This window comes from Streptococcus oralis subsp. tigurinus, assembly GCF_002093575.1.
In the GTDB taxonomy this organism is placed as follows: Bacteria; Bacillota; Bacilli; order Lactobacillales; family Streptococcaceae; genus Streptococcus; species Streptococcus oralis_CH.
On sequence record NZ_LNVH01000003.1, the window covers coordinates 107929 to 133592 of the forward strand.

Sequence of the window (25664 nt, forward strand, 5' to 3'; positions counted from 1 at the left end):
GCTAGCCTCCAATCACACCTGAAATATCCTTGGTTTTCTTAAAGACACAGGCATTCCACTCTCCTTGAATCATGTGAGTTTCAAGGAAAAATCCAGCTGACTCAGCCGACTCGCGCACCATGTCCCACTTGTCCTTGATAATCCCACTCATGATGAGGTAGCCTTCGTCCTTGACCAAGCGATAAGCATCGTCTGTCAGATGAATGAGAATATCCGCCAAGATATTAGCTACGATAACATCTGCCTCAATCTTAACACCCTTGAGCAAATCGCCAGCAGCAACATGGATGTTTTCCATACCAGGGTTGAGCTCAATATTTTCCTGAGCAACACGAACCGCTACATCGTCCAGGTCATAGGCGAAAATTTCCTTAGCGCCAAGAAGTGAGCTGGCAATAGAAAGGACACCTGAACCAGTCCCTACATCCAGCACCGTTTCACCACCACGAAGAACCTGCTCCAAGGCGAAAAGGCTCATCTTGGTCGTTGGATGCGTTCCAGTCCCAAAGGCCATACCAGGATCCAACTTGATAACCTTTTCTCCAGCAGTCGCCTCGTAGTCCGTCCAGGACGGCACAATGGTCAAGTCATGAGTAATGCGAGCTGGCTCATAGTATTTTTTCCAGTTGTCAGCCCAGTCTTCCTCAGCCAAGGCAGTCGTGCCCATCTTTACCTCTCCCAGATCCATAAAATCTGTTAATTCTAGAAGACGAGCCTGTAAGTCCTCCTCAACCACAGCCACATCAACCGTATCTGGATAGTAGGCTGTCACTATGATTTCTTCTTGTTGCTCGACCTCTGGGAAAATCTCACCAAAACGGTCGACATTCCCCACATAGTCCATACTATCTTCAATCGCAACGCCTTGGGCACCTAACTCAATCAAGAGATTGGACACCAACTCCTCCCCCTCACGCTTCACTGTAACTTTTAACTCTTGCCATGTTTCCATAATTAAGATACCAAGCCCGTAAAACACAAAGCCAAAATAGGAAACTCTCTGAAGACGCTTGTGTCTAAGAGAAGTTTATCTTTTTGGCACAGTGTTTAGGGCGGGTTCAGTTTAGAAATGTAACCGAACCATCCTTTCTATTTGTCAATCAATTTTTTCATGTAAACCATATCCATACCTTCTTTTTCAGGCTCGATATGGGTTTGACGGTAGCCATTTTTCTCATAAAAGGCGACCATGCCCGCATCCTGTAATACCGTACACAAATCCCACTGTTTAATCGTTGGGAATTCCTTTTCCAGCAATCTCAATCCCTCAGAACCATAACCTTTTCCTTGATACTGGGGCAAAATCGCTGCCGTTCCCAACCAAGCCTCCGTCAATTCCTCATTGGTCTGAACTCGTAAAAATCCGATATTTTCGTCCTTTTCTTTCACAAAGTAGTAATAGCTATTGGGACGCTCAACCAATTTCCACTTGATTCGTTCACGATCCTCTAGATAGGGATCATACTCATCTTGATATTTCTCATAGACAGCCTTAAAGCTAGCCCTTTGAATTGCAATTACGGTTTCTAAATCTTCTGCTCCTGCTCGGACAATCTGAATCATACTAATACCTCCAAATACACATTCTCTCAACTAGCACTTCTATGCTCTTCCACACGCTGTTTTACTAACCCTCAAATTCCTCAATTACATCTGTGTAGTGTTCTTTCATTGCGCTATGAATCTGCTGTTTAAAAATACCAAACATAAGATAATAAACAAATAGAACAATTCCTGCAAACAGTATCAAAAATAAAAAATATACTGAAAGGGGCAGTACGAGACCTCTACCACTCAGTAAGGGTATAACAAGCATTAATACCCAAATAACAGCCATAGAAATCCCAGCTACTTTCGTGCCACTTTCTCTCTGCTTCTTTAACTTTAAATATTCCATATAGATGAATGTAGCTTCTTCTCTAGAATATTGTCCAGTTTTTAGTTTGCGTTTAACTTCCTTATTTAACGTCGTTGTTGCAATTGCAAAAATCATTTTATTTCCTCCAAATAATCCCTCACTCGCTCCTGCAACTGGGGCACGACCTTATCTGAGCCAAGAAACTCATCAATGCTCATCAGTTTATAGCCCTGTCCTTCGTCACCAAAGACGATACTATCAAACTGTTCCTGCGTTAACTCACCGACTAGAAAGACGGATTTCTTCCCCTCAAAAAGCATGCTTGGATAAACCTTAGTCCAAAGCAGACAATCTTCAGTCAAATGAATTCCCAGTTCTTCATAAACTTCACGCGCCGCGCACTCAAAAGGACTTTCATCGCCTTCTCGCCCACCACCAGGCAGTTCCCAGGTATTAGGGTATGGAATGTTTGATTTGTCATCACGTAAGATAGTTAAGAGCTTATCACCACAAAAGAGGGCAATTTTGCAACCTGTAAAATCAGAAATTTCTATTTCCATATTAGACTCCTAGTATCTCGGATAAGGATAAAACTCTCCCTCTTCCAAGCCGACTTTTCCCTCTTCAAAGACTTCTTGGTTCCATTCCATGACAAATTCTTCTGCTTCTGGGTCTTCCAAAAAGTCCATGAGCGCATCCAGCCCAACCTCGGCAGTGTCTTTGAGGAAAAGGGCAAAATAAGCTAAAAACTCGCGAGAAAATCCTTTTTTAGGAAGATAAGGGATGACAGTCAGATAGTCTTCTTCATTGACTGTTGACTTGGCAGGATTGTAAAAAAGGACTGCTTCCTCAAAGAGGATATCGTCTGACGAAACTTCTCCGTCCTCATCCACCATCTCCACACCTGCAGCATTTTGCGCTTCTAGTAAAAAACTCACTTCTACCGCGTGATTACGCTTGTCCCAACTAATCTCAAAGTCAAAGGGAAAGTTCTTGTCCAACTCCTCCTCTAAAACATCTAAAAATCCGTATGTTGCCATTTTGTCCTCTTTCTATGCGACTCTTAAATCGCCCCGATTGCTCGGAAATATGCTAAAATAGATACTACCATCTTACCACATATACATCAGAAAATCCATGTTAGAAAGGACTGCTATGCCAGACAATCTCGCGCTTCGCATGCGCCCCAAAACCATCGACCAAGTCATCGGTCAGAAGCATCTGGTCGGACCTGGAAAAATTATTCGTCGCATGGTGGAAGCCAATCGTCTGTCCTCCATGATTCTCTACGGACCTCCAGGAATCGGAAAGACCAGTATCGCCTCAGCCATTGCTGGAACGACCAAGTATGCCTTTCGGACCTTTAATGCGACAGTTGATAGTAAGAAGCGACTCCAAGAAATCGCTGAAGAGGCTAAATTCTCTGGCGGACTAGTTCTGCTACTAGACGAAATCCATCGTCTTGACAAGACTAAGCAAGACTTTCTACTTCCCCTCCTGGAAAGTGGACTGGTCATCATGATTGGGGCTACGACTGAAAATCCCTTCTTTTCTGTCACTCCAGCCATTCGTAGCCGTGTTCAGATTTTTGAATTAGAACCCTTGTCCAATCAAGATATCAAAGAGGCGATTCAAATCGCTCTAACTGACCCTGAGCGTGGTTTTGATTTCCAAGTAGAGCTAGATGAGGATGCACTGGATTTCATCGCGACCTCTACAAATGGAGACCTGCGTTCTGCCTTTAATTCACTGGATCTGGCTGTTCTCTCTACTCCCGAAAATGACAAGGGCATCCGCCATATCACTCTTGATATCATGGAAAATAGCCTGCAACGGAGTTACATTACCATGGATAAGGATGGGGACGGTCACTACGATGTCCTCTCAGCCCTGCAAAAGTCCATCCGTGGCTCGGATGTAGATGCCAGTCTCCACTACGCTGCCCGCTTGATTGAAGCTGGTGATCTGCCCAGTCTCGCTCGTCGCTTGACTGTTATCGCTTATGAAGATATCGGTTTGGCCAATCCTGAAGCTCAGATTCATACCGTAACTGCTCTAGATGCTGCTCAAAAGATTGGGTTCCCAGAAGCTCGCATCCTCATTGCCAATGTGGTGATTGATTTGGCCCTTTCTCCCAAATCCAACTCAGCATATGCAGCTATGGACAAGGCTCTTGCTGACCTCAAAACATCAGGTCATATCCCCATTCCACGACACCTGCGTGATGGTCACTACAGTGGGAGCAAGGAACTGGGCAACGCCCAAGATTATCTCTATCCACACAACTATCCTGGAAATTGGGTCAAGCAAGACTATCTGCCAGAAAAAATACAAAATCACCACTATTTTACTCCAGAAGATACCGGCAAATACGAACGAGCCTTGGCGCAACGTAAGGAAACCATTGATAAATTACGAAACTTGTGAAATCCTTTTCAAATAATTGCATTTTCCTCTTGATTTTTTTTGAAAAAGTGGTATCATATAAACATAGAAACGCTGTGGTGTACGACTTCACACTTAAGTGTTGACCGACTATTTTTTGTATTATTAGGGAAACAAAAGTCTTCTAACAGCATGTAGGCCGTCTCACACGGAAACAGCTTCAGTTAGAGCGAGTTGCCCACCTGCTTAATTGCGCGGGTTCAATACAAACCGTGAAGTTTCGGCACCAATACAGCTTTTTCTTTGCCTCCTTAGCTCAGTTGGTAGAGCAGTAGACTCTTAATCTATGGGTCGCAGGTTCGAGCCCTGCAGGGGGCATCTAATACAAACAGGAAAAGCCTTGATTTACAAGGTTTTTTTGCTTGTCTATAACTGATTTGCCCCATCATTTGCCCCACATTTTTTTATGAGCAATCTTTCCAGACATCTCTGATTTGATTAAATTCCTCAAAAATTTTCTCTTCTAAGGTGTGTCCATATACTTCTACTAACATTGAAATATCTCTATGCCCTAGAATTTTTGCAATAACTCCAAGGTCAAATCCTTTGTGCCAGAGGTAGCTCCCATAGGTATGACGTGCTCCTTTTGTCGTGATAATTGGATAAATATCTAATTCATTTAAAAGAACACTCAAAGCTTTATTGACACTTGCAATGTCTGGTACCAAGTGAATATATCCATAATGCTGAAAAATCTTATTATATTTATTGAATCATACTCATTAAACCCCTTAGCTAAAGTAAAGACATCATCTCGCATGTTATCATGTATTTCAAATGTGTCAACTCTTGTACTTATTGCCTGTTTCAGATTTTTGAAAATTCGTCTTAGGGAATCAGTGTCTGTATCCCAGATAACCGTTAATCTATCAATACTGACATCTAATCGCTGTACCAATTCTCCTACCTCACATTGTTCCTGAATGCTTCTTAAATCTTGTATAGAAACCAACAAAATTGTCCCCCTTTCTTTTAGATTTTGTGGCTCTCAGAAACACCGTCAAATCAACGTTTGCTCGTTCCGTCGTTCTTAGGACGTGGTCCTAAGTGTACCTTTTTGCTGGCTATTAGAATAGCCAGCTTTTGATTGGCTAGAAATTGTCTGGACGGCAGTCTTCAGGACTTCGCCTGACTTTCCGTCAGGCTCGCCCTTGACCTTGTCCACACAATTTCTAGCGCCAAGGCTTCTAAAAGTCATAAGTTCTAGTTTCCTCCTCAACTCATTTCTCACTCGCTACCACTAAACTTACAATACAGGAGTTTATCATGACCTTTATTATTCAAAATTTTGGACCAAATTTGGCACGACTACGCATAGAAAAAGGAGTAAATCAAACTCAACTTGCGGAAGATTTAAGCATCGGTAAACAATCCATCTCTGACTACGAAAAACAAAAAAGCTATCCTACCTTTGCAAATTTAGATAAGATAGCAGAATATTTTAATGCAACTCCAACTCAACTTTTTGGAACAAGTAAAGAGATTGAATTAGAAAAGAGTGTTCTTGAATCTAATGAATACTCTGATAAAGTTAGTGAAATTTTAAAAGCTGTCAAATATATCGAGCATTTCCTACATACTGAGGGACAGCACTTAGAAGATTTACTTTACCTAACAAGAGGGAAACAACTATACACCGAAGATGGAAAAGAATTTTATATTGATCCAACTTCTCAGAAAAGAACACTTCATACCCAATATGAGCCTGGTTTTATTGTAGCAAGAGAAAAATCTCCACTAGAACTCTTGATTGAAAATAAGGATTTGTTTGATAAATAAGAAACAAGCGAGTCTCGTTAAGAGGCTCGCTATTTATCTATTAAATTTTAGAGTATATGCCTCTATATGAATTCAAAAACTAACTATGCTTCATTATTATTCATCATCCTATAAATGCGATAGACTCGTTTTTTAATCTAAAAATCACTTATATTTTAATTTCTTTGATTATTTTCAATAAGAGGACTCCTTCCAAATTCATCTAGGGAGTATTTTTTATACCCAAAAACCAAAAAGATTTTGAAAAATATTTAGATACCCATGTAATTTGTAAGAGTTTAATCAATGTTGGATTGAAATAAAAACTCCAAATACTCATTCAATTCATCCATCACCATAGACACGTGTTATTATTACTCGAATTAATCGTGCTGGTTGCCGTAACAACCATGCTACGCTAGAAAGGAACGCTTATGATTACAATTCACGATGGAAATTATCACTACAGCGAAGACATTGGAATCCACGACATCAACTTTTATATCGAGAAAGGCGAAACCGTGGCCTTGATGGGACCAAATGGAACCGGAAAATCCACGCTCTTTAAAATTTTGGTTGGATTACTTCTGCTCTCTTCTGGACAATATCATTTTAACGATTGGACGGTGGACGCAGACTTCTTAAAAGGCCCAAGTAATGCCGGCAACTTATACCAACAAGTTGGTTTGATTTTCCAAAACAGCGATATTCAACTATTCAATACGACGGTTGCTGAAGAGCTTGCCTTTGGTCCACGTCAACTCGGATTGCCCGAAGAAAAAATCGAACAACGAGTGAATGATACACTGGCACTTTTAGAAATCGAACACCTAAAGGACCGCATTCCCTATCACCTTTCTGCCGGGGAAAAGAAACTCGTGGCAATTGCTAGTGTGCTTACGATGAATCCAAGTGTATTGTTGTTTGACGAGCCTTTTAACGGCCTCTCACAAAAATACCAACGCCTCATCGCGGAATTACTACAAAAGTTAAAAGCAGCAGGAAAAACGATGATTATTTCCTCTCATCATTACGAACAAATTCAAGAGGTTATCCAACGCGTTCTCGTATTTTCAGAAGAACATACTCTAACCGGTGACTTTTCTAAAGAAGAATGGGAAGGCAATCCCGAATTCCGAGAAAATTTTCATTTAGGATAAATAGTAAATAAACAAAAAAACAAGGCAACTCGCATGAGTTGCCTTTACTTATATTCATTGGACGTTCAGTAACCTCGTCATCTCAGGTACCTCCTAAGAGGTGCGGCAGGAACCTTTCTGCCCTCAATGAATATTCTTCAATATGATTATAGCGTTTATCAGAAGACTGTCAACTTTTCCTAAAACAAACAGCTAATTTTTACTTTGGTAGCACCACTTGGAACACACTACCTTTTCCGAGTTCACTCTCTACTGTGATGGTTCCGCCGAGGCGTTCTACAATCGTTTTAACAATCGCAAGGCCGAGGCCATTCCCTTCTTGCACATGAGAACCTTCTACTTGGTAAAATTGCTCAAAAATATGTCGTTGGTCTTCCTCACTCATTCCGATTCCGTTATCGGCAATCGTGACTCTAACCGCATCATCTACTTCTTGAATATCAATCGTTAAATGCACTCTATCTCCAGAGTACTTCACCGCATTATCAAGCAGATTCGTCCACACTTGCATGCTTAAATCTGGATCCGTCACACAATGAACGTGCTGACTCGTAAACGTCAAGTCAATTTCTTTTTGCTTCCACTTCTCCGTAATCAAAATCACGGCATGCCGAATTTGTTCATCCAGATGAACCGATTTTTTCTTCGGTTCAAAATCGCGCTCCATCTTCGTGAGTGTCACAATCCCATCGCACAGGCGACTTAATCGCAAACTCTCCGACTGCAAGATAGTCGTCAATTCTTTACGAGTTGTTTCATCTAATTTCTCATCGGCCAACAAATCACTTACCCCAACAAGGGAAGCAATCGGCGTCTTCAATTCATGCGACAGATTGGCGATAAATGCCGAGCGGTGTTCATTCGTCCGCTTCAAGTCCTCCGCCATCTGATTCACATGCTGAGAAAGCTGGTCCAACTCGTTATGATATTTTGCAGTATCGTTAGGATAAGGTTTACGCGGAATCTTACGGTTGAAGTCTCCTCTAGAAATCGCCTTTACCGATTCATTTAACTCCGAAATTGGCCGTGTTAAATGCACCGAACCGTACCACATCGCAAGACTTCCTACAACGATAATGACAAAACTAAAAATTAGTAGCCATGATTGAAAACTCACTTCTACATGAAGCCAATGTTTCAACACGAACACGGTCATAAGGGCAATGATACTCGTCGTCACTAAAACACTACAAAACATAAATACAAAGTAGTTTCTTAGCGGGAACTGTAATTCTTTTTGTTTATCCATTTTTAACCGTCCCCTTATACCCTAATCCTCTAATCGTCACAATATCAAAGTCCGGATTGTCTTTAAACTTCTGGCGAACCCGTTTAATGCACGCATCCACCAATCGCTCATCGAAGTCTTCTTCCATCCCCCAAATATCATCCAGCAAGTCCAGACGCGTGAAAATCTTCTCTGGATTGCTGAGCAATTTATAAAGCACATAAAACTCTTTTTTCGGAATTTGATAAACCGTATCCGTCTCTAAATCCGTTAAGGTTAACGCGTTGTAGTCGAGTTTCGTATGTGGAAAACGTAAGACTTTCTCGGTTTCCAACTGCGCTCTTCTCAGTAGCGCTCGAACACGTAAAGCCAACTCTTCTAAGCGAATAGGTTTCACCATATAATCATCGACTCCGAGTGTAAAAGCTTCTTCCAGAGACTCCAGCTGAGACTTTGCCGTAATCATTAAAATCGGCAAGGTATGTTTCGTTTCTCGCAGCGCCTTTACTAGGGAATACCCGTCCATCACTGGCATCATAATGTCGGAAATCAATAAATCCACTTGATGCTTCTCCATGACGGACAGAGCTTCTTCCCCATTTTCGGCTGTATAAATCGTATAATTTTCTTGTTTTAACTTGGTTGTAATTAAGGTGCGAATCGCATGATCGTCTTCAGCAACTAATATTCTAAACATAGCTCCACCTTCTTTCTAGAACATTATAGCACAACTGCCTACAAACGAACTAACTTCCCTTTCTTCATCTCATAAACGGTATCTACATATTCAAGCACAGAGCGGTCATGCGTTACCATAATGGCACTCTTATATTTGGATTTCACTTCGCGTTGAATCAATTGCGCAATCTCTTGACCACGTTCTGGGTCCAGGCTGGCAGTTGGCTCATCCGCTAAAATGAGTTGTGGGTTTCCGATAAACGCACGCGCAATCGCAACACGTTGTTTTTGTCCACCAGACATTTGATTTGGGTATTGTCCGTAGCAATCTTCAATGCCTAGTTCTGCTAATAAGCCTTTGACTTCTGCTTTGCGTTTCGCAGCGTCTTTTTCCCCTTTTAGTTTAGCGACCACTTCTAATTGGTCCCCAATTGTCATATATGGAAGTAATTGATGGTCTTGGAAAATAAACCCAAGCAACTCCAATCTTTTCTTCGTCCATTCACTTTGTTTTACATTTGTTAAGTTTTGTCCGCCGATAATAATCTCACCACTATCTGCAGATAAGAGTAATCCTGCGATAGAAAGAAGCGTTGATTTCCCTGAACCAGAAGGACCTAAAATAGCCACAAATTCTTGCGGTTTAACGGTTAAACTTAAGTCTTTAATCACATCGTGCATTTGATTGCCGTCTGCGTATGATTTTTTAATCTGTTGTAATTCAATCACTGACATCTTATTCACCATTTCCACCAATCACTTCGATTGGATCCACTTTCTTAATTTTTAATAGAGATAACGCGCCACAAATAATCGAGATGACGATAAAACTTGCAGAAATCACGGCATTATCTTCTGCTCGCATATAAAATGGCATACTTACTGGTAAGAATGGCGTCAACGCTAAGGCAAGCCCTAGTCCGATTCCAATCCCGATAACGGAAAGAATTCCGACTTGCGATAATTGGATTCTTGTAATTTGTCCCATAGACATTCCGATGGCTTTTAACACACCAAATTGTTTTAATTTTTGCAAAGCTAAGATGTAGAAGAATACTCCTAGAATTGCGGCTGATGCGATTAATAATACCCAAGTCATTGTTTTTAAAATCATATTCGTCGCAGTGTATCCTGGGATTTTATTAATGATTTGTTGTTTGTTTGAGACCATCAACTGTTCTGATAAGTCGTCGGCTGTTACCGCTTGGCTTGTGATGATGGCTTGTGGTTGCCAAGTGTAGTTTGGATTTTTCTTTTGACGCATTTCTTCGAGTGTTTTCGAGCTGATGAAGGCCACTGAGCTATGTCCGTATTTTGCGTCTTTGGCAAAGGCCACTACTTTAAGCATTACTTCCGAAGACTTGTCTTTAATCGTGTCGCCAACATGAATGCCTTTTGCTTTATACGATTCATCTAAAATCACTTCGTTTTCAGATAAGTCAGCTGCGGCATATCCATCTTCTGTCTTAATCGTTAAGTTCTTGTACGTATCCATCGCAAAGAATGTCACATCTTGCGAACCTTCCTCGTCCTCTTTCATAAACGTAGAACGTTGAATCACAAGTCCCGTTTTGTTTTCTAAATGGAGTTCTTCAATCTCCGTTAATTCCTCGCTTGTAAGGGTTGAGTAAGGAATCACTCCTTCTGAATCCTTTGAAAGAATATAATGAACGTCCCCAAACGTATCAACTTGCGCCATAATAATGCGCCCTAATCCGTTTGTTAGGCCCGATAGGAAAATGACCATGAACATCATAATCACAATCAGGACCTCAATTAATATAAATTTTTTAGGTTGGTATTTAATTTCATTCCATGCAATTTTCATCTTTTTGCTCCTTTTTCAAATGGTAGTTTTCATTATACGCTCGTTATATGACCTGAATATGACATTATTTATATAAAGAGAGTTTGTTAGATACCGCATCACTAGGATTGTGGTATAGTAGAAATACATTTATCCAAGTTTTTGAAAGAAAACAGAATGTTAAAGTTTTTACTAAAAAAGAAAGAATATCATCAACCCATGCACGGTTCTGGAAAACAAAAGAAATCAAAAAAATAAAGAAGCAATCAAGCTGTCGACCGGTACCATGGTCCATTAATCACGAATGAGGTGAGTCTAGGGTACATTAAATTCTTCCCTTGGCTTATGCTTCCATTTACTGCATTTCTATATTTTGTTGCTGGGTATAATGACCCTATAGGGATTATTAAGGTCCTATTCTTGAGTGCGACGATCATTAATATCGTTAGCCTTCTCTTTGGACTTTTTACACCTTTAATCAATCGCTTTAAGTCTCTAACTTATATTCTAGTAGCCTTAGTCGTTTGGACCGTCATACTCACCTTTACCTTTATCTTCCTACTGATGGTTACCGATGATAAAACACCTTTCAGCGCCTTAAAGCTCTACGAGTCCAAGTTGACGTTATTTTATGTCATTCCAATAGTGATTTTATTTGTGGTGATGACCGTCATTTACGCAGGGTATTACCTCCCTCAAAATCAAGGGTAAATTTGGAAGACCAATCGATGGGAAATGTATGAGGTGAATAGTATCAAGAAAGAACTTCTTTTCAATATTGCTAAAATCCTGGGCTTTATTCTATTGGTCATTGCCGTAATTACAGACTACATACAAATGATTTTCGGCTTTTTCTCTGGCGCTTTAATGGCCTTCGATTTCCCAGCCGTTTTAGTAGATGCCATTTACGCAGCAGTCTATATCAAAGACCATCCTGATTACGAAGAGTTGTGATTGTAACAAATAAAAAACAAAAAGTTATTGGAGGAATCGTTTTATGGAATTTACTCATAAAATCCCTAGCGTTGAAGCTTATAATCAATTGAGAGTAAACGCTGGAATGAATAGCACTAAACCCCATTCTGAAGTTAAAAAGGCACTTGAAGGAACTCTTTTCTTAGTCTCTGTTTATGAAGATGATGAACTCATTGGTCTAGGAAGAATTGTTGGCGATGGCGGTGTCACTTTTGTCGTATCCGATATTATGGTAGATAAAAAGTTCCAAAGACGGGGTATCGCAAATAGAATTATGGAAATGATTGATCAGTGGTTTGATGAAAACACACATGAGAGTAGTTTTATCACTTTACTAGCTAAAGTTCCTGCAGATAAGCTCTATCGTAAGCATCATTTTTCCTATCTTGACGAAAAACGAGTGGGCATGATTCGAGAAAAATAGACGTGAATTTCACGGAACAAATACGGAACAACAAATACAAAAATAGAGCCAGCAGCTATTTCTAGTTGATGGCTCTTTTGCTTTTTTGAAGTAATCTAATAAAGAAGCTTGCCCATATTTTACATTCATTTATTGCCCCACTTTTGCCCCATTTTTAAATCGTGACATTGAAAATACCTAAAAGTGTTTCCCTAAAATCACTTATATTTCAATATTTTTAATTACTCTCAATATGAAGGTCCTTTCCAAATCCCTGCAGGGGGCATCTAAAAACAACAGGAAAAGCCTTGGTTTCAAGGCTTTTTTTGTGTCCTCCCTACTTTTATTCCATCAACGGATGCTCAAGATATATTTTGTGTGTAAAAAAGTTCTTTTACCCCTCAGTGATACAATCATTTTACTCAATTACAAGCAGATCGAAAGCAAAAGACTTAGCTCTATTTCATACAGAACTAAGTCTTTTATTTAAACAATCTAATATTTCCTCTTCATCTCAATCAACTTCAGACATTTATCTAGATCTACATCTCGTTCAAAATGTGCAGGAGTCCAAGGGATTTCTATATCAGGAAGAACACCTTTGTCCGTCATCCCCTTGCCTTTATCTATAGCCAACCAGCGAGAAGTTGGGAACATCAAAAAGTAATCATCATAATCTACCTTGCAACAATTTGAGTAGTCTAAAATACCAAGCGTTGGACGGCCGATAACTGTTACTTTCTTAAAATTCTTCATCATCTTGACAAAATTATCTCCTGATGATGCACAATAAATATCCGACAAAACAAAAATTTGCTCTGGATAGTGACCACCCTTAACACCTGGAAAAAGCTCGTCCTGATCATCCTGATACCGAACATAGCCTTTCCCTCGATTTTGGAGTAAGTTATTACGAAAATCTTCAAGCAGTTTCACCGTATCAGGACTGATAGTTTCTTGTTGAAGCCATATTTCAAAGTCTTTTAAGCGTCGATCGACATTTCCTTCTGTATAGAGAATTTCCATTCCATCATCCTGTAAATCAAGAGTGTCATAGCCTTTCCCTTCCTCCAAGCCAAGATGTAAGAGCGGAAAATACAAAGAATCCGTGCCCCCATTGTTGTAACGGACATCTATAATAAGAGTTTCTGTCTCAGTAATCTTCTGCAAGCACTCTTGGTATAAACGGCTAATCGCTTCTTCATCCATAAAATTATCTAAGCGTAGATAGAGGATATCTGACTCCAACTCTTTCCAAAAGATCTGAGCTTTTTGAGCTTGCTGGCTAGCACGAACTGTAATAGACATCTCCTGCCCATCTCGCAAGACGGTCACTCGCTCTGCCATCAGTAGCAAATCTGCCCATTCTCGGTATCGTCTTTCTGGAGTCAGACTAATAAAGTAATTTGGGTGTTGCAAAGCTACTTGCTCCAAACTCATCCCGTCCAGACTGAGGATTCGATCCCCCACTTGGAGGCCTGTATCTTGGTTTGCTTCCTCGACAAACATTTCCTGCTCACTTATCCTCAAAAGAAAACCCTTCGGACCTGATTTTTTATCATGAAAAGAAACATGCCCAATAATCCCAAAACTAGCAAGATAAGTCCTGACTTGATAGAGAAATTCTTGCTCAGTCATATCATCTGTAATCTTTTCTAGAAAAGGCTGAGGGTTGCACCCTTTGCGATTTTTTACTGTAGATGAATCATGTGTCATAATCCAAACAATGTCTTTAAAAATATCCGTTTTTTTCATACGAGCCGTTCCTTCTACCTTTAAAATAGTATAGCCTTCTTCACAGCGAAAAAGGAATTTTTACTACAAAGTTAATCTGCTATCTACCCTTTTTCATGATGTATTTTCGTATAGGTGTTTCAACCATTTGAACGATTTCAAATCCTTCTTTTTGGTAAAGATTGTAAGCTGTTTGATTTGCCTCGTAGACATTTAGAGAAATAGTATCTATGTCTTCATTTTTAAAGGCCAAACTAACAAATTTCCTTAAAGCCTGGCTACCTAAGCCCTGCCCCTGTTTCTGGGGGTTGATAAAAAATCTCCCGATATGAAGATTCCTGTCTTCTAGCCTGATTTTCTGGATAAGCCCCACAAACTCTTGTCCATCAAAGATTGAAAAGATTCCTTCCAAATCTTGCAAGACTGGAATTGTCAAGGGAAAAGGAATCATTGTTCCCATCCATTGTTCTTGAAAAGCTTTGCCAAGGGAGTTGGACCATTGGCATACGTGCTGAGCATTTTCTGTGCTCATATTTTCTTCAAAACGAATTGTCATCTTGACCTCACCATCTTATCTATGTTTCTTTATTATACTACTTCTCTTATTTTTTACGAATAGATAAGTATGATTGATCTTTATTTTTTTCTTGTCGGGAGCATTCTCGCTTCTTTCTTGGGTTTGGTCATTGACCGTTTCCCTGAGCAATCCATTATCCGACCAGCTAGTCACTGCGATTCCTGTCAGGCTCGCTTGCGTCCGCTAGATTTGATTCCGATTATCTCTCAAGTAATTGGTAGCTTTCGCTGTCGCTACTGCAAGATTCGCTATCCATTCTGGTATGCCCTCTTTGAACTAGGCTTAGGACTCCTCTTTCTAGCTTGGTCTTGGGGGTGGATTTCCTTGGGTCAAGTCATCCTGATAACTGCCGGTTTGACCTTGGGCATCTACGACTTTCGCCATCAGGAATATCCCTTGCTAGTCTGGATGACTTTTCACCTAATCCTCATGGCCTGCACTGGTTGGAATCTGGTCATGTTCTTCTTCCTTGCCCTCACAATCATGGCTCATTTTATTGATATCCGCATGGGCGCAGGGGATTTTCTCTTTCTGGCTTCTTGTGCGCTCGTCTTTAGTGTGACCGAATTACTGATCTTGATTCAGTTTGCTTCTGCGACGGGGATCCTAGCTTTTCTCCTGCAAAAGAAAAAGGAAAGACTTCCTTTTGTGCCTTTCCTCTTACTTGCTACTTGTGTGATTATTTTTGGTAAGCTACTGCTTGTTTGATAAAGTCCTCAATCGGCTCTCCTTGGTGGAGAGCTTTTACAATTTTCGAACCGACGATAACGCCATCTGACACCGCATTGAAGCGTTCCACATCATCCTGACTAGATACGCCAAAACCTGTCAAAACTGGGATATCGGCCACTTGATGCAATTGTGCCAAGTGCTTGTCCAAGTCTGCACGGTAATTGCCTGATTTTCCTGTCACCCCATTGATGGCAACGGCATAGACAAAGCCTTCCGCTCCCTTGATCAACTCTTTCTGACGCTCAATCCCTGTCGTCAAACTAACTAGGGGAATTAAAGCGATATCTGTGTCTGCCAAAAAAGGCTCCACAAAGTTGGCATGTTCATGAGGCAGGTCTGGGATAATCAATCCCTTAACGGCTGTATCTGTCAGATCTTTGACAAATTTCTCCACACCGTACTGAAAGAGGGGGTTAAAGTAGGTCATGATGACAAGTGGCACCTCAGTCTGAATGGTTTTCAAGGTTTCAACCAAAGTCTGGGTAGAAGTCCCGCGAGCTAGACTGCGCAAGCCTGCTTCTTCGATCACAGGTCCATCTGCAACTGGGTCTGAAAAGGGAATGCCCACTTCGATGGCAGAAACACCCAAATCTTCTAAAAAGTGGATTGTTTCTCCTAGTCCATCCAAACCTTTCTCGTGGTCTCCAGCCATGATATAGGGAACGAAAATTCCTTTTCCAGCTGCTTTGATAGCATTCAATTTTTCTGTTAGTGTCTTAGACATGAGCTTCTCCCTTCTTTGCTGCATCTGCTTCCAAGCGGTCCTTTACTTGAACCACATCCTTGTCCCCACGTCCAGATAGGCAGACAATCATAGACTTGTCTGGACCAAGTTCTTTGGCCAATTTCACTGCAAAAGCGATAGCATGGCTAGATTCCAAGGCTGGGATAATCCCTTCCACACGAGACAAGAGTTGGAATCCTTCCAAGGCTTCCTCGTCAGTCACAGGAACATAGCTGGCACGTTTGATATCGTGGTAGTGAGAATGTTCTGGACCGATACCAGGATAGTCCAAACCTGCTGAGATAGAGAAGGCTTCAAGAATTTGACCATGCGCATCTTGGAGCACATCCATGAGGGAACCGTGAAGAACACCTGGACGACCCTTGGTCAAAGTCGCTGCGTGGTGCTCTGTATCCACACCAAGTCCTGCTGCTTCAGCCCCATACATAGCTACTGACTCATCTTCTACAAATGGATGGAAGAGACCGATAGCATTAGAACCACCACCAACACAAGCTACTAGGGCATCTGGCAGATCTTGTCCTGTCAAGTCACGGTACTGTTGTTTAGCCTCTCGACCAATAACACTTTGGAAGTCACGAACGATTTCTGGGAATGGATGAGGTCCCAAGGCAGAACCAAGGATATAGTGGGTATCATCGATATTTGCCACCCATGAACGAAGGGCTGCATTGACCGCATCTTTGAGCACGCGCGAACCATCTGTCACGGCCTCAACCTTTGCTCCCAAAAGCTCCATACGGAAGACATTAAGGGCTTGGCGTTTAACATCTTCCTCACCCATGTAGATGGTACATTCCATGTTGAAGAGGGATGCAGCTGTTGCAGTTGCTACACCATGTTGACCAGCACCTGTCTCAGCGATAATTTTCTTCTTGCCCATGCGTTTAGCCAGTAAAACTTGTCCCAAGGCATTGTTAATCTTGTGGGCCCCTGTATGGTTGAGATCTTCCCGTTTGAGGTAAATCTTGGCTCCGCTGATATACTGGGTCAAGTTTTTTGCATAGTAAAGGGGAGTTTCACGCCCTACATACTGGCGCAAGAGCTGATTTAATTCCTCTTGGAAACTTGGGTCTGCCTGACTTTCACGGTAGGCCTTCTCCAACTCCAAAACTGCTGTCATCAATGTTTCTGGGACGAAACGTCCACCGAATTTTCCGTAAAATCCATCTTTATTTGGTTCTTGATATGCCATGCTTTACCCTCTCTATAAATCTTCTAATCTTTTCATGATCTTTTTGTCCATCTGTCTCCACTCCGCTTGATACATCTACTGCATAGGGAGTAAAGTGTTGAATTGCTTTTACTACATTATCTTCATTAAGGCCACCTGCAATAAAGAAGGGCTGAGCAAGTCTTGTCGTATCTAGTTGACCCCAGTCAAAGGTCTGGCCACTCCCAGCTACAGGAGCATCAAAGAGTAGAAAGTCTGCCCGAGAATTGGGCACATGACCATCTCCATCCACCTGCACAGCCTGAATGCTGGCACAAGGCAAATCCTCAAACAAATCATCCGCCACCTGACCGTGAATCTGTACCAAGTCCAAGCCAACTTTTTCAATCGCTTCTAACAGTTGAGCTCGACTTGGTGAAACAAATACACCAACCTTTTTAACGTTCACAGGAATGAGCTTTGCCAGCTCAACAGCCTGATCCAAGGTCACCTGTCTTTTACTGGGTGCGAAGATAAAACCGATGTAGTCGGCCCCTGCTGATACGGCTGTTTCTACCGCTTCTTTTGTCGATAGTCCACAAATTTTAACCTTTGTCAATCTGCAACTCCTTGATTCTTTGAGCTACATCTTCTGACTGCATGAGCGCTGTTCCCACCAAAATTCCGTTAAAGTATGGTGCTACTCGTTCCGCATCCTGCCCTGTGAAAATAGCAGATTCAGAAATGTAATAGTGATCTTTCTTAAAGTGCTGGGCCAAGTCTACACTGGTTTGCAAGTCGACTTCAAAGGTTGTCAAGTTGCGGTTGTTAACTCCAATAATCTCAGCACCCAGTCTGTGGGCCACCTCTAGTTCAGCTAGATTGTGAGTCTCTACCAGGACTTCCAGACCAAGCTCTGTCGCGTAGTCATACAGTTCCTTGAGGCGTTCTTCTGACAAGGCTGCAACGATGAGCAGGATAACTGTTGCACCGGCATTGCGAGCACGGATGATTTGCTTTTCATCGATGATAAAGTCCTTGTTGAGCGTTGGAATGTTTACCTGACTGGAGATCTCTCGTAGATAATCCAAATGCCCTTTAAAAAAAACTTCATCTGTCAAAACCGAAATCATCACTGCGCCGTTCGCTTCATAAGTCTGGGCCTGTTGCACAATATCCACATCGAGATTGATATCTCCCAGACTAGGGCTAGCTTTCTTGACTTCAGCGATTACCTGCAAACGGTCCTGGTGATTCTTCAAAAATGCTGCCAAGCGATAGGTCTGGCGCAAGGGCTGGATTTCCTCCAGCTTCATCTGCTCGACTTCATGAGCCTTCTGCTCTAAAATTCGTGCTAAAAATTCCTGACTCATTTTTGGTACTCCTGTAACAGTCTGAGTTTTTCAAGGGCCTTGCCACTAGCAATCACTTGACGAGCCAAGGCAACTCCTTCCTTGATACTAGCTACCTTACCATTGGCATAGAAACCAAGACCAGCATTTAAAACTGTCGTTTCCAAGAATGGACTTGGTTGGTTTTGAAGAACGCTGAGCAAAATTTCTGCATTTTCCTGAGCATTCCCTCCACGAATATCTTCGATAGCGTAGCGTTCCATCCCCAAATCTTCTGGAGTGAAACTTGACAAGGTGATTTCGCCATTTTCAAGAAGAGCAATCTTGGTTGTTCCGTTCAAGCCAGCTTCATCTAGCCCTTCTGGTCCAGCAACCACGACGGCACGTTTGCGACCCATATTTTTCAAAACCTGAGCGGTACTTTCTAGCAGTTCTGGACGACTAATACCAAGAAGCTGTGTTTCCAAAGCCATTGGGTGAATCAGTGGACCAGTCAAGTTCATGATTGTTGGAATTCCCAATTCCAAACGTGCTGGCATGATGTATTTCATAGCTGGGTGCATATTTTTTGCAAAGAGAAAGACGATTCCTGTTTGATCAAATACCTTACCCAGTTGTGTTGGTTTAAGGTCAATATTGATTCCCAAAGCTTGTAAGACATCTGCTGACCCAGATTTTGAGGAGATAGAGCGATTTCCATGTTTGGCCATGTGGATTCCTCCACCTGCCAAGACAAAGGCTGCAGTTGTTGAGATATTAAAGCTAAATGACTTATCTCCACCTGTACCACAGTTATCCATAGCATCTTGAATATTTGTTGGAATGTGTTGAGCATGTCCTCTCATGACTTGAGCGAGGGCTGTTCTTTCTTCAGGTGTTTCTCCCTTCATCTTAAGAGCTAAAAGTAGTGAAGCAATTTGTGCTTCTGTCACTCGCCCTGTCACGATGCGTTCGATAACATCTGTCATTTCAACACTTGATAAATCTTCAAAGTTGGCTAATTTTTCAATAATTTCTTTCATTTTGTGTTCCTCACTTTACAACTTTCTCGATAAAATTCTGAATAGAAGATAGGCCATCTGGCGTTCCAATACTTTCTGGATGATACTGCAAGCCATAAATCGGCAAGGTTTTGTGTTGAATCCCCATAATAGCTTGGTCATCTGTCGAGCGAGCTGTCACTTCAAACTCTTCTGGCATCTCTTCAATTAAAATACTGTGATAACGCATGACTGGACGACCATCCTCGATGCCTTGATAGAGAACAGATGCCGCTTCAAAGCTGATATGGCTCTGTTTCCCATGCATGACTTTGGGAGCCAAGCCTAACTGACCTCCAAAGACTTCTGCGATAGCTTGGTGACCCAAACAAATCCCTAGAATTGGCTTCTTCCCAGCAAAATCACGAATCATGTCTTCCATCTTTCCAGCATCAACTGGCCAACCTGGACCGGGAGAAAAAACCAGACCATCTGCTTTTTCAGCTTCTTCATATAGCTTGGGATCATCATTTCTCAAGACCTGCACTTCTGCAAAATTCCCGATGTACTGTGCCAAGTTATAGGTAAAAGAATCATAGTTGTCAATCAATAAAATCATGGTCTTAGTTCTCCAATTCTAGTCATAGATTTTGCTTTGTTAATGGTTTCTTGGTATTCGTTTTGGGCGATGGAGTCGTAGACAATCCCTGCCCCAGCCTGCACATAGGCTGTTTGATTTTTAAGAATCATAGTTCGGATGGCAATGGCGAAATCCATATCACCCGTCGCAGACAAGTAGCCGATTGCTCCTGCGTATAGGCCACGTTTTTCTGTTTCCAGTTCATAGATGCGTCTCATGGCCCGAATCTTTGGTGCTCCTGAAACTGTTCCAGCTGGAAGTGTAGCTTTTAAGGCATCCATGGCAGTGAGTTCGGGAAGCAAACGCCCTTTCACCACGCTGGTCAAATGCATGACATAGCGGAAAAGCTCCACTTCCATATACTTGGTGACTTGAACACTTGCCGTTTCAGAGATGCGACCGATATCATTACGTCCCAAGTCTACTAACATCCGATGTTCTGCTGTTTCCTTCTCATCGGACAGGAGGTCTGTCGCCAAGGCCTTGTCCTCTTCATCCGTAGCTCCTCTTGGTCGCGTTCCCGCAATCGGATTGGTTGTCACAATGCCATTTTTGACAGAAACCAAACTTTCAGGACTAGCACCGATGATTTGATAATCCCCAAAATCATAGAAATAGAGGTAATTTGATGGATTGGTCACGCGGAGATTTCTGTAGAAGTCAAATGGATTTCCAGTAACTTCTGCTGAGAAGCGCTGGCTAAGTACGCATTGGAACATATCACCATTACGAATCAAGTCACGAGCTGTTTCCACCATTTGCTCAAACTTCTGAGGAGCGATATGCGGTTTGAAGTCCAGCGGAGATAAATCCAAGTCTTCAAATTCATTTGGAGCAGGGATGCGTAATTCCTCAAGCACTTGCTTCAAGGCTTCTTCCAAATCTTCTTGACTGCGATCACTATAGAGAGCATCCTCGATGACATGGATTTTTTCCTTCTTGTGGTCAAAAACCATATAGCTCTCATAGACAAAGAAATGCATGTCTGGCGTCCCAATCGTATCCTCAGGGATTTGACCGATTTCTTCATAGAGCGAAATCATATCGTAACCGACAAATCCAATAGCTCCCCCACCAAAAGGGAGGTCTGAATGGTGCTGGCTCTTATGAGTCACTTCATAAAGGAAATCCAAGGGATCCCGATCAATCACTTGACCATTTTGATAAAGGACTCCATTTTCAAACTGAATCTCAAAAACTGGATTATAGGCTAGGATAGAAAAACGAGCGGTTTCCTTGTCTCTCGGAATACTTTCTAAGATAACCTTGTGTTGCCCCTTTAGGCGCATATAAGCCAAGATTGGGGATAAGACATCTCCATGAATGATCCGTTCCATTGTAATTTCCCTTTCAGTTTCTTATTTTTAATTTTTGGTCTTTTTTCTATTTCCCTTAAATAGTGCGGACGGGAGGTAAAATTATCCAGTGGATGATTTTAGAAAACCATGAAATGAAAGACCTAATTTTCGAGCTCCTCGCTCATTCATTTCTAGGCTCAGGCTAAAATAGTTCCCCGAACTATTTTACTCTCAAAAATTCCGTTCTAGAGAAGCATCTTTGCTTCTCTAGAATACCACTATGGCGGGAAATAGCGGTTCAATGCTCACTTCGTTCACAAATATTTTATAGAAATCTATCTATTGATGAAGTATAGTTTAAAACTGGTGACCATATCTACGATAAATATATAAAAATCCCCACGCAAAATAACTTGCGTGAGGACGAAATTCGCGGTGCCACCTCAATTATAGGATTTCTCCTATCTCTCATTCCTGTCTCAGATACCTCCTGTAACAGGCTGTGCGATAAAGGGCACTCCCTTGAGAATTATGTTTTCTTCTCTCGTTTCAGATGGACCCAATCTTACAGCTTTCTCTGCTTGTTTCCAGCAACCACAAGCTCTCTGGGAAAGAAAGTACTATAATTTTTCCATCTCTTATTTTTTAGCTTCTAGGTAGTCTGCAATCGCAGCTACGTCCTTGTCTCCACGACCAGAGACATTGATGATGATAATCTCATCTTTACTTAGTTTCGGTGCACGTTTTACCGCTTCTGCGATCGCGTGCGAACTTTCGATCGCTGGGATAATCCCTTCAGTCTTGCTGAGAAGGAGCAAGGCTTGAACAGCTTCTTCATCTGTCGCTGCTACGTATTCCACGCGACCTGAATCTTTAAAGTAGGCGTGTTCTGGGCCAACCCCTGGATAGTCCAAACCAGCTGAGATAGAGTAAACTGGCGCTAGCTCTCCATCTTCCTTAAAGACTGCATAAGTCTTCATACCGTCGACAATTCCGACACTACCTTTTGTCATAGTGGCTGCGTGCTTGTCTGTGTCAAGTCCGTGACCGGCAGCTTCGACCCCAACCAATTTGACTTCTTCATCAGCCACATACTGTGAAAAAGCACCGATGGCATTGGAACCACCACCTACACAGGCAATGACGTAGTCTGGTAAACGGCCTTCTTTTTCCAAGATTTGACGGCGAGATTCTTCACTGATGACCTTTTGGAATTCATGAACAATGGTAGGATAAGGATGAGGGCCTACAGCAGATCCCAAAACGTAGAAAGCTTCAAGGTCATTCATCCATGCTCCAAAGGCTGCATCAACCGCATCCTTAAGAGTTCGGGTCCCCGTTTCAACTGCATGAACGGTCGCTCCCATCATCTCCATACGGAAAACATTGAGACGTTGACGCTCCACATCTTCTGCCCCCATGTAGACATCACAGGCCATACCAAACTTGGCCGCAGCTGCTGCTGTCGCAACACCGTGCTGACCAGCTCCTGTTTCTGCGATCACTCGTTTTTTGCCCATACGTTTGGCAAGAAGGATTTGTCCTAAAACGTTGTTGAGCTTGTGAGAACCAAGGTGATTAAGATCTTCGCGCTTGAGATAAATCTTAGCGCCACCTAGGTGGTCTGTCAAACTTTCCGCAAAATAGAGTGGTGTTTCGCGACCTGAGTAATCCTTCAAGTAATGGCGAAATTCTGCCAAAAATTCTGGATCATCCTTGTATTTATCAAATGTCACTTCTAACTCATCCAACAAAGCCTGAATCGGCTCCGGTACAAAACTACCACCAAATTGTCCAAAATAACCTTTAGTTGTCATAAATTTTTCCTCTTTCAGTATTGATTTCAAGATATGAAAAAAGCCCACACACAGAATCGACTTCCATGTGAGGGCGTTGGTAACGCGGTGCCACCTCAATTGTAAAGGGACTATCCCCCTTTACATCTCTGCCTTGTCTAACAACAAGTTGCACTATAAGGTGTGCGCACCGAATTTTCATTGTTTCAAATTCATTTTTAAAATCAGCCCACTTTCACTACTTCCAACCACCTGTTCACAATCACCACAGGCTCCCTGAAGATCGAATATAGTTACTTTTCTGATTTATTGAGAATATTATATGTTATTGTTCTATCTTTGTCAAGATTTTTTTATGATTTTTTTCCTGAACCGAGTATTTCTTCGGAAATTCTCACTAAAGTCTGAACGATGTAATCAACTTCTTCATCGCTTAATTTTGTATGAAGAGGAAGGGTAATTTCATTTTCAAAAAAGGCATAGGCTCTTGGATAATCTGCCATATCAAAGCCAAGATTCTTATAGGCTGTCAAGAGAGGAAGTGGTTTGTAGTGTACATTACTTGCAATTCCTGCTTTGGCCAATTCTTGGATGATGAGGTTGCGTTCTTCTAAGCTTGCTCCTTCTACATGGGTGATGTAGAGGTGACGACAAGATTCGACAGTATCAGTCTTGTGTGCCAATGGGTGAATACGAGTACCCGCAAAACCACGATCATAGCGATCCACGATGTCCTTACGACGTTGCAACAAACCAGGGTAACGATCCAATTGTACCAAACCAATCGAAGCCATGATATCCGTCATGTTGCACTTGTAGGCAGGTGTTACGATATCGTACTCCCATGAACCCAATTGCATCTTAGCAAGAGCATCCTTAGTTTGACCATGAAGGGAAAGGATTTGAAATTCCTTGTACATTTCTTCGTCGTCAATCGCCGGATTGGCCTTCCAAGTCGCACTTCCTCCCTCAGCCGTTGTAAAGTTTTTAACGGCATGGAATGAGAAGGAAGTAAAGTCAGCGATAGAGCCAGCAGGGTGTCCCTTATAAGTTGATCCCAAAGCATGGGCACTATCAGAGACAAGCACAATACGGTTAAAGACCTTTTGCCACTTGCTTGAAGCAGTAAAGAGGTCGCGTTTCTTCTCCACAATGTGGAACAAACGGTCATAGTTGCAAACAATCCCTGCAAGGTCTACTGGGATAATGACCTTAGTTTTCTCAGTAATAGCTTGCTCAAGAAGGTCATAGTCCATCTCAAACGTATCTGCTTGAATATCCACCATGACAGGTGTCGCTCCTACGTGTGTGATGACACTACATGAAGCTGTATAGGTCATGGCTGGAACAATGACTTCATCTCCAGGTCCCACTTCCAAAACACGTAAAATCAACTCAAGAGCCGCAGTCGCAGAGTTGAGGCAGACAGTCTTAGGTGTCTGTGTGTATTGGGACAAGCGACGCTCCAGTTCTTTTGTCTTAGGACCTGTTGTGATCCAACCAGAACGAAGGGTATCCGCTACTTCAGCGATTTCAGCTTCGGTAATATCGGGTGGTGAAAATGGAATATTGTAATTTGGCATTGATTTGCTCCTTTTATCTGTACTCATTTTCTCATGACTACTTTATTTTAGCACTTCAAACACGGTTTGAAACATGATTTTGATGTCTCCAAGGAAACTAAACTCTCGGAGATAGGCGAGGTTATAGCGCATCTTTTCAGGGAGGACATGTTCGACATAGGCCTGGTCAACTGACAGACCTTTCTCCGTCATTTGACTGATAATGGTGTCCTCATCCTTGTAGTTGATGCTGGCTAGAGAGGTGATTCCTGCTGGCAAGAGCAAGGTCGCCATCATTTCAGGGCTATACTGCTCGGTGTAGCGTGGCACCTCAGGTCGTGTCCCAACAAAGGACATCTCGCCTTTAAGGACATTGACTAGCTGAGGTAGTTCGTCCAAACGCACACGGCGAATGAAATTTCCCACTTTGGTAATACGGCTATCGTTAGCAGAAGTCACTAGACTTCCTTTTTTATCCGCATCCGTTACCATAGTACGGAACTTCCAAATCTTGAACGAACGGTTGTACTGGGTCACGCGCTCTTGCTTGTAAATGACAGGTCCCTTGCTATCCAACTTGATCCAAATGCTCAAGATAAGAAAGATGGGAGAAGTCAAAATCAGTAAAACCAAGGCCAGAACCCAGTCCAGACAACGCTTGAAGATCAGCGAACCTTTCCTTTTAGAGACAAGCTGGTAGTAAGACTCAACCTCGCTTGATTGCATTTCCACGGGCAAGTCTTCCCATTTCAGCATGCTGTTTCTCCTTTGTTTTTATTATAC

The 25664-nt window shown here is 42.0% G+C and carries 29 protein-coding genes, 1 tRNA gene, 2 pseudogenes and 2 other annotated features; of the genes and pseudogenes, 8 read left to right on the forward strand and 24 right to left on the reverse strand.

Features of this window, described 5'->3' with window-relative positions:
* Position 1: 1 nt before the first annotated feature.
* From prmA to ATE37_RS04540, 5 genes are all read right to left on the reverse strand, one after another.
* On the reverse strand, positions 2-952 hold the full coding sequence (gene prmA, locus ATE37_RS04520) for a 50S ribosomal protein L11 methyltransferase (RefSeq protein WP_084868046.1): 951 nt from the start codon (positions 950-952) through the stop codon (positions 2-4).
* 137 nt (positions 953-1089) lie between these two features.
* Positions 1090-1563, reverse strand: coding sequence for a GNAT family N-acetyltransferase (locus tag ATE37_RS04525; RefSeq protein ID WP_084868048.1), 474 nt, complete (start codon positions 1561-1563; stop codon positions 1090-1092).
* Between the two features lie 64 nt (positions 1564-1627).
* A complete protein-coding gene (locus ATE37_RS04530) occupies positions 1628-1993 on the reverse strand; it encodes a hypothetical protein (protein WP_084868049.1) in 366 nt (121 codons plus the stop codon).
* The gene (locus ATE37_RS04535) at positions 1990-2418 is read right to left on the reverse strand and encodes an NUDIX hydrolase (RefSeq protein WP_084868051.1); all 429 of its coding nucleotides are present in this window, start codon (positions 2416-2418) and stop codon (positions 1990-1992) included. Before ATE37_RS04535 ends, ATE37_RS04530 begins: the two co-directional genes overlap by 4 nt.
* A gap of 9 nt (positions 2419-2427) precedes the next feature.
* The gene (locus ATE37_RS04540) at positions 2428-2898 is read right to left on the reverse strand and encodes a DUF3013 family protein (RefSeq protein ID WP_023935667.1); all 471 of its coding nucleotides are present in this window, start codon (positions 2896-2898) and stop codon (positions 2428-2430) included.
* Positions 2899-3013: 115 nt separating this feature from the next.
* Between ATE37_RS04540 and ATE37_RS04545 the strand changes: the two genes are divergently transcribed.
* The gene (locus tag ATE37_RS04545; RefSeq protein ID WP_084868052.1) at positions 3014-4285 is read left to right on the forward strand and encodes a replication-associated recombination protein A; all 1272 of its coding nucleotides are present in this window, start codon (positions 3014-3016) and stop codon (positions 4283-4285) included.
* Between the two features lie 263 nt (positions 4286-4548).
* Positions 4549-4621, forward strand: a tRNA-Lys gene (locus ATE37_RS04550).
* A gap of 86 nt (positions 4622-4707) precedes the next feature.
* Here ATE37_RS04550 and ATE37_RS04555 read toward each other — a convergent pair.
* The 3 genes and pseudogenes from ATE37_RS04555 to ATE37_RS10750 form a co-directional block, all read right to left on the reverse strand.
* A pseudogene (locus tag ATE37_RS04555) lies at positions 4708-5013 on the reverse strand (tyrosine-type recombinase/integrase); the annotation flags it as partial.
* A pseudogene (locus tag ATE37_RS04560) lies at positions 4995-5258 on the reverse strand (replication initiation protein); the annotation flags it as partial. The pseudogenes ATE37_RS04560 and ATE37_RS04555, both read right to left, overlap by 19 nt.
* Before the next feature lie 75 nt (positions 5259-5333).
* Positions 5334-5501 (reverse strand): hypothetical protein, encoded by a 168-nt coding sequence (locus ATE37_RS10750; RefSeq protein WP_180382758.1) that lies wholly within the window; start codon positions 5499-5501, stop codon positions 5334-5336.
* Positions 5502-5569: 68 nt separating this feature from the next.
* On the opposite strand from ATE37_RS10750, the gene ATE37_RS04565 reads away from it, so the two are divergent.
* On the forward strand, positions 5570-6082 hold the full coding sequence (locus ATE37_RS04565) for a helix-turn-helix domain-containing protein (RefSeq protein ID WP_084868057.1): 513 nt from the start codon (positions 5570-5572) through the stop codon (positions 6080-6082).
* 413 nt (positions 6083-6495) lie between these two features.
* Complete coding sequence (locus tag ATE37_RS04570) at positions 6496-7221, forward strand: energy-coupling factor ABC transporter ATP-binding protein (protein ID WP_084868058.1); 726 nt, start codon at positions 6496-6498, stop codon at positions 7219-7221.
* 199 nt (positions 7222-7420) lie between these two features.
* On the opposite strand, the gene ATE37_RS04575 is transcribed toward ATE37_RS04570, so the two are convergent.
* From ATE37_RS04575 to ATE37_RS04590, 4 genes are read right to left on the reverse strand one after another with little or no spacing between them, the layout of a single operon-like run.
* Entirely contained in the window at positions 7421-8470 is a 1050-nt protein-coding gene (locus tag ATE37_RS04575; RefSeq protein WP_084868060.1) for a HAMP domain-containing sensor histidine kinase, read from the reverse strand.
* A complete protein-coding gene (locus tag ATE37_RS04580) occupies positions 8463-9146 on the reverse strand; it encodes a response regulator transcription factor (protein ID WP_084868061.1) in 684 nt (227 codons plus the stop codon). Before ATE37_RS04580 ends, ATE37_RS04575 begins: the two co-directional genes overlap by 8 nt.
* Before the next feature lie 38 nt (positions 9147-9184).
* On the reverse strand, positions 9185-9874 hold the full coding sequence (locus ATE37_RS04585; protein ID WP_428835836.1) for an ABC transporter ATP-binding protein: 690 nt from the start codon (positions 9872-9874) through the stop codon (positions 9185-9187).
* Entirely contained in the window at positions 9864-10955 is a 1092-nt protein-coding gene (locus ATE37_RS04590) for an ABC transporter permease (RefSeq protein ID WP_084868064.1), read from the reverse strand. The genes ATE37_RS04585 and ATE37_RS04590 overlap by 11 nt, the downstream gene beginning before the upstream one ends.
* A gap of 399 nt (positions 10956-11354) precedes the next feature.
* Between ATE37_RS04590 and ATE37_RS10850 the strand changes: the two genes are divergently transcribed.
* Genes ATE37_RS10850 through ATE37_RS04600 form a run of 3 tightly spaced genes read left to right on the forward strand, consistent with a single transcriptional unit; the run spans position 11355 to position 12333 of the window.
* Entirely contained in the window at positions 11355-11645 is a 291-nt protein-coding gene (locus tag ATE37_RS10850; RefSeq protein ID WP_241502096.1) for a hypothetical protein, read from the forward strand.
* Positions 11646-11678: 33 nt separating this feature from the next.
* A complete protein-coding gene (locus ATE37_RS10855) occupies positions 11679-11888 on the forward strand; it encodes a hypothetical protein (RefSeq protein ID WP_241502097.1) in 210 nt (69 codons plus the stop codon).
* Positions 11889-11931: 43 nt separating this feature from the next.
* On the forward strand, positions 11932-12333 hold the full coding sequence (locus ATE37_RS04600; RefSeq protein ID WP_084868066.1) for a GNAT family N-acetyltransferase: 402 nt from the start codon (positions 11932-11934) through the stop codon (positions 12331-12333).
* A 474-nt stretch (positions 12334-12807) separates the two neighbouring features.
* Here the strand turns inward: ATE37_RS04600 and ATE37_RS04605 are convergent, their stop codons facing one another.
* On the reverse strand, positions 12808-14067 hold the full coding sequence (locus ATE37_RS04605; RefSeq protein ID WP_084868068.1) for a S41 family peptidase: 1260 nt from the start codon (positions 14065-14067) through the stop codon (positions 12808-12810).
* Positions 14068-14146: 79 nt separating this feature from the next.
* A complete protein-coding gene (locus ATE37_RS04610; protein WP_084868069.1) occupies positions 14147-14602 on the reverse strand; it encodes a GNAT family N-acetyltransferase in 456 nt (151 codons plus the stop codon).
* 69 nt (positions 14603-14671) lie between these two features.
* On the opposite strand from ATE37_RS04610, the gene ATE37_RS04615 reads away from it, so the two are divergent.
* Positions 14672-15331 carry a prepilin peptidase gene (locus tag ATE37_RS04615; protein ID WP_084868071.1) on the forward strand — a complete coding sequence of 220 codons (660 nt, stop codon included), beginning with the start codon at positions 14672-14674 and terminating at the stop codon, positions 15329-15331.
* Here ATE37_RS04615 and trpA read toward each other — a convergent pair.
* The 10 genes from trpA to ATE37_RS04665 all read right to left on the reverse strand — a co-directional run bounded on the left by trpA (position 15303) and on the right by ATE37_RS04665 (position 25637).
* Complete coding sequence (gene trpA, locus ATE37_RS04620; protein ID WP_084868073.1) at positions 15303-16079, reverse strand: tryptophan synthase subunit alpha; 777 nt, start codon at positions 16077-16079, stop codon at positions 15303-15305. The genes ATE37_RS04615 and trpA overlap by 29 nt on opposite strands.
* A complete protein-coding gene (gene trpB / locus ATE37_RS04625) occupies positions 16072-17295 on the reverse strand; it encodes a tryptophan synthase subunit beta (protein ID WP_084868075.1) in 1224 nt (407 codons plus the stop codon). Before trpB (ATE37_RS04625) ends, trpA begins: the two co-directional genes overlap by 8 nt.
* Positions 17273-17872: a phosphoribosylanthranilate isomerase gene (locus ATE37_RS04630; protein ID WP_084868077.1), complete on the reverse strand. Its 600-nt coding sequence runs from the start codon at positions 17870-17872 to the stop codon at positions 17273-17275. Before ATE37_RS04630 ends, trpB (ATE37_RS04625) begins: the two co-directional genes overlap by 23 nt.
* Positions 17859-18626, reverse strand: coding sequence for an indole-3-glycerol phosphate synthase TrpC (trpC, locus tag ATE37_RS04635; protein WP_084868078.1), 768 nt, complete (start codon positions 18624-18626; stop codon positions 17859-17861). The genes ATE37_RS04630 and trpC overlap by 14 nt, the downstream gene beginning before the upstream one ends.
* Positions 18623-19627, reverse strand: a complete 1005-nt coding sequence (gene trpD / locus ATE37_RS04640) for an anthranilate phosphoribosyltransferase (RefSeq protein WP_084868080.1) — start codon at positions 19625-19627, stop codon at positions 18623-18625. Before trpD ends, trpC begins: the two co-directional genes overlap by 4 nt.
* Before the next feature lie 10 nt (positions 19628-19637).
* A complete protein-coding gene (locus tag ATE37_RS04645) occupies positions 19638-20204 on the reverse strand; it encodes an aminodeoxychorismate/anthranilate synthase component II (RefSeq protein WP_084868082.1) in 567 nt (188 codons plus the stop codon).
* Positions 20201-21562, reverse strand: a complete 1362-nt coding sequence (gene trpE / locus ATE37_RS04650; RefSeq protein ID WP_084868083.1) for an anthranilate synthase component I — start codon at positions 21560-21562, stop codon at positions 20201-20203. Before trpE ends, ATE37_RS04645 begins: the two co-directional genes overlap by 4 nt.
* 377 nt (positions 21563-21939) lie before the next feature.
* Positions 21940-22165, reverse strand: a binding site (T-box leader).
* The gene (trpB, locus tag ATE37_RS04655) at positions 22162-23340 is read right to left on the reverse strand and encodes a tryptophan synthase subunit beta (protein WP_045592556.1); all 1179 of its coding nucleotides are present in this window, start codon (positions 23338-23340) and stop codon (positions 22162-22164) included. (Overlaps the previous feature by 4 nt.)
* Positions 23341-23406: 66 nt before the next feature.
* Positions 23407-23638: a binding site (T-box leader), on the reverse strand.
* A gap of 34 nt (positions 23639-23672) precedes the next feature.
* A complete protein-coding gene (locus tag ATE37_RS04660) occupies positions 23673-24902 on the reverse strand; it encodes a DegT/DnrJ/EryC1/StrS family aminotransferase (protein ID WP_180382761.1) in 1230 nt (409 codons plus the stop codon).
* A 42-nt stretch (positions 24903-24944) separates the two neighbouring features.
* On the reverse strand, positions 24945-25637 hold the full coding sequence (locus ATE37_RS04665; RefSeq protein ID WP_084868087.1) for a sugar transferase: 693 nt from the start codon (positions 25635-25637) through the stop codon (positions 24945-24947).
* Between the last annotated feature and the right edge of the window lie 27 nt (positions 25638-25664).

Coding starts and splice junctions, on each gene's coding strand:
- trpA (WP_084868073.1), bottom strand. CDS start 16,079: ATGTCTAAGACACTAACAGAAAAATTGAATGCTATCAAAGCAGCTGGA.
- ATE37_RS04615 (WP_084868071.1), top strand. CDS start 14,672: ATGATTGATCTTTATTTTTTTCTTGTCGGGAGCATTCTCGCTTCTTTC.
- trpB (WP_084868075.1), bottom strand. CDS start 17,295: ATGGCATATCAAGAACCAAATAAAGATGGATTTTACGGAAAATTCGGT.
- ATE37_RS04665 (WP_084868087.1), bottom strand. CDS start 25,637: ATGCTGAAATGGGAAGACTTGCCCGTGGAAATGCAATCAAGCGAGGTT.
- ATE37_RS04610 (WP_084868069.1), bottom strand. CDS start 14,602: ATGACAATTCGTTTTGAAGAAAATATGAGCACAGAAAATGCTCAGCAC.
- ATE37_RS04575 (WP_084868060.1), bottom strand. CDS start 8,470: ATGGATAAACAAAAAGAATTACAGTTCCCGCTAAGAAACTACTTTGTA.
- ATE37_RS04590 (WP_084868064.1), bottom strand. CDS start 10,955: ATGAAAATTGCATGGAATGAAATTAAATACCAACCTAAAAAATTTATA.
- ATE37_RS04645 (WP_084868082.1), bottom strand. CDS start 20,204: ATGATTTTATTGATTGACAACTATGATTCTTTTACCTATAACTTGGCA.
- ATE37_RS04530 (WP_084868049.1), bottom strand. CDS start 1,993: ATGATTTTTGCAATTGCAACAACGACGTTAAATAAGGAAGTTAAACGC.
- ATE37_RS04525 (WP_084868048.1), bottom strand. CDS start 1,563: ATGATTCAGATTGTCCGAGCAGGAGCAGAAGATTTAGAAACCGTAATT.
- ATE37_RS04600 (WP_084868066.1), top strand. CDS start 11,932: ATGGAATTTACTCATAAAATCCCTAGCGTTGAAGCTTATAATCAATTG.
- ATE37_RS04585 (WP_428835836.1), bottom strand. CDS start 9,874: ATGGTGAATAAGATGTCAGTGATTGAATTACAACAGATTAAAAAATCA.
- ATE37_RS04545 (WP_084868052.1), top strand. CDS start 3,014: ATGCCAGACAATCTCGCGCTTCGCATGCGCCCCAAAACCATCGACCAA.
- ATE37_RS04570 (WP_084868058.1), top strand. CDS start 6,496: ATGATTACAATTCACGATGGAAATTATCACTACAGCGAAGACATTGGA.
- ATE37_RS04660 (WP_180382761.1), bottom strand. CDS start 24,902: ATGCCAAATTACAATATTCCATTTTCACCACCCGATATTACCGAAGCT.
- ATE37_RS04565 (WP_084868057.1), top strand. CDS start 5,570: ATGACCTTTATTATTCAAAATTTTGGACCAAATTTGGCACGACTACGC.
- trpB (WP_045592556.1), bottom strand. CDS start 23,340: ATGACAACTAAAGGTTATTTTGGACAATTTGGTGGTAGTTTTGTACCG.
- ATE37_RS04580 (WP_084868061.1), bottom strand. CDS start 9,146: ATGTTTAGAATATTAGTTGCTGAAGACGATCATGCGATTCGCACCTTA.
- trpE (WP_084868083.1), bottom strand. CDS start 21,562: ATGGAACGGATCATTCATGGAGATGTCTTATCCCCAATCTTGGCTTAT.
- ATE37_RS04535 (WP_084868051.1), bottom strand. CDS start 2,418: ATGGAAATAGAAATTTCTGATTTTACAGGTTGCAAAATTGCCCTCTTT.
- ATE37_RS10750 (WP_180382758.1), bottom strand. CDS start 5,501: ATGACTTTTAGAAGCCTTGGCGCTAGAAATTGTGTGGACAAGGTCAAG.
- ATE37_RS04540 (WP_023935667.1), bottom strand. CDS start 2,898: ATGGCAACATACGGATTTTTAGATGTTTTAGAGGAGGAGTTGGACAAG.
- trpC (WP_084868078.1), bottom strand. CDS start 18,626: ATGAGTCAGGAATTTTTAGCACGAATTTTAGAGCAGAAGGCTCATGAA.
- trpD (WP_084868080.1), bottom strand. CDS start 19,627: ATGAAAGAAATTATTGAAAAATTAGCCAACTTTGAAGATTTATCAAGT.
- ATE37_RS04605 (WP_084868068.1), bottom strand. CDS start 14,067: ATGAAAAAAACGGATATTTTTAAAGACATTGTTTGGATTATGACACAT.
- prmA (WP_084868046.1), bottom strand. CDS start 952: ATGGAAACATGGCAAGAGTTAAAAGTTACAGTGAAGCGTGAGGGGGAG.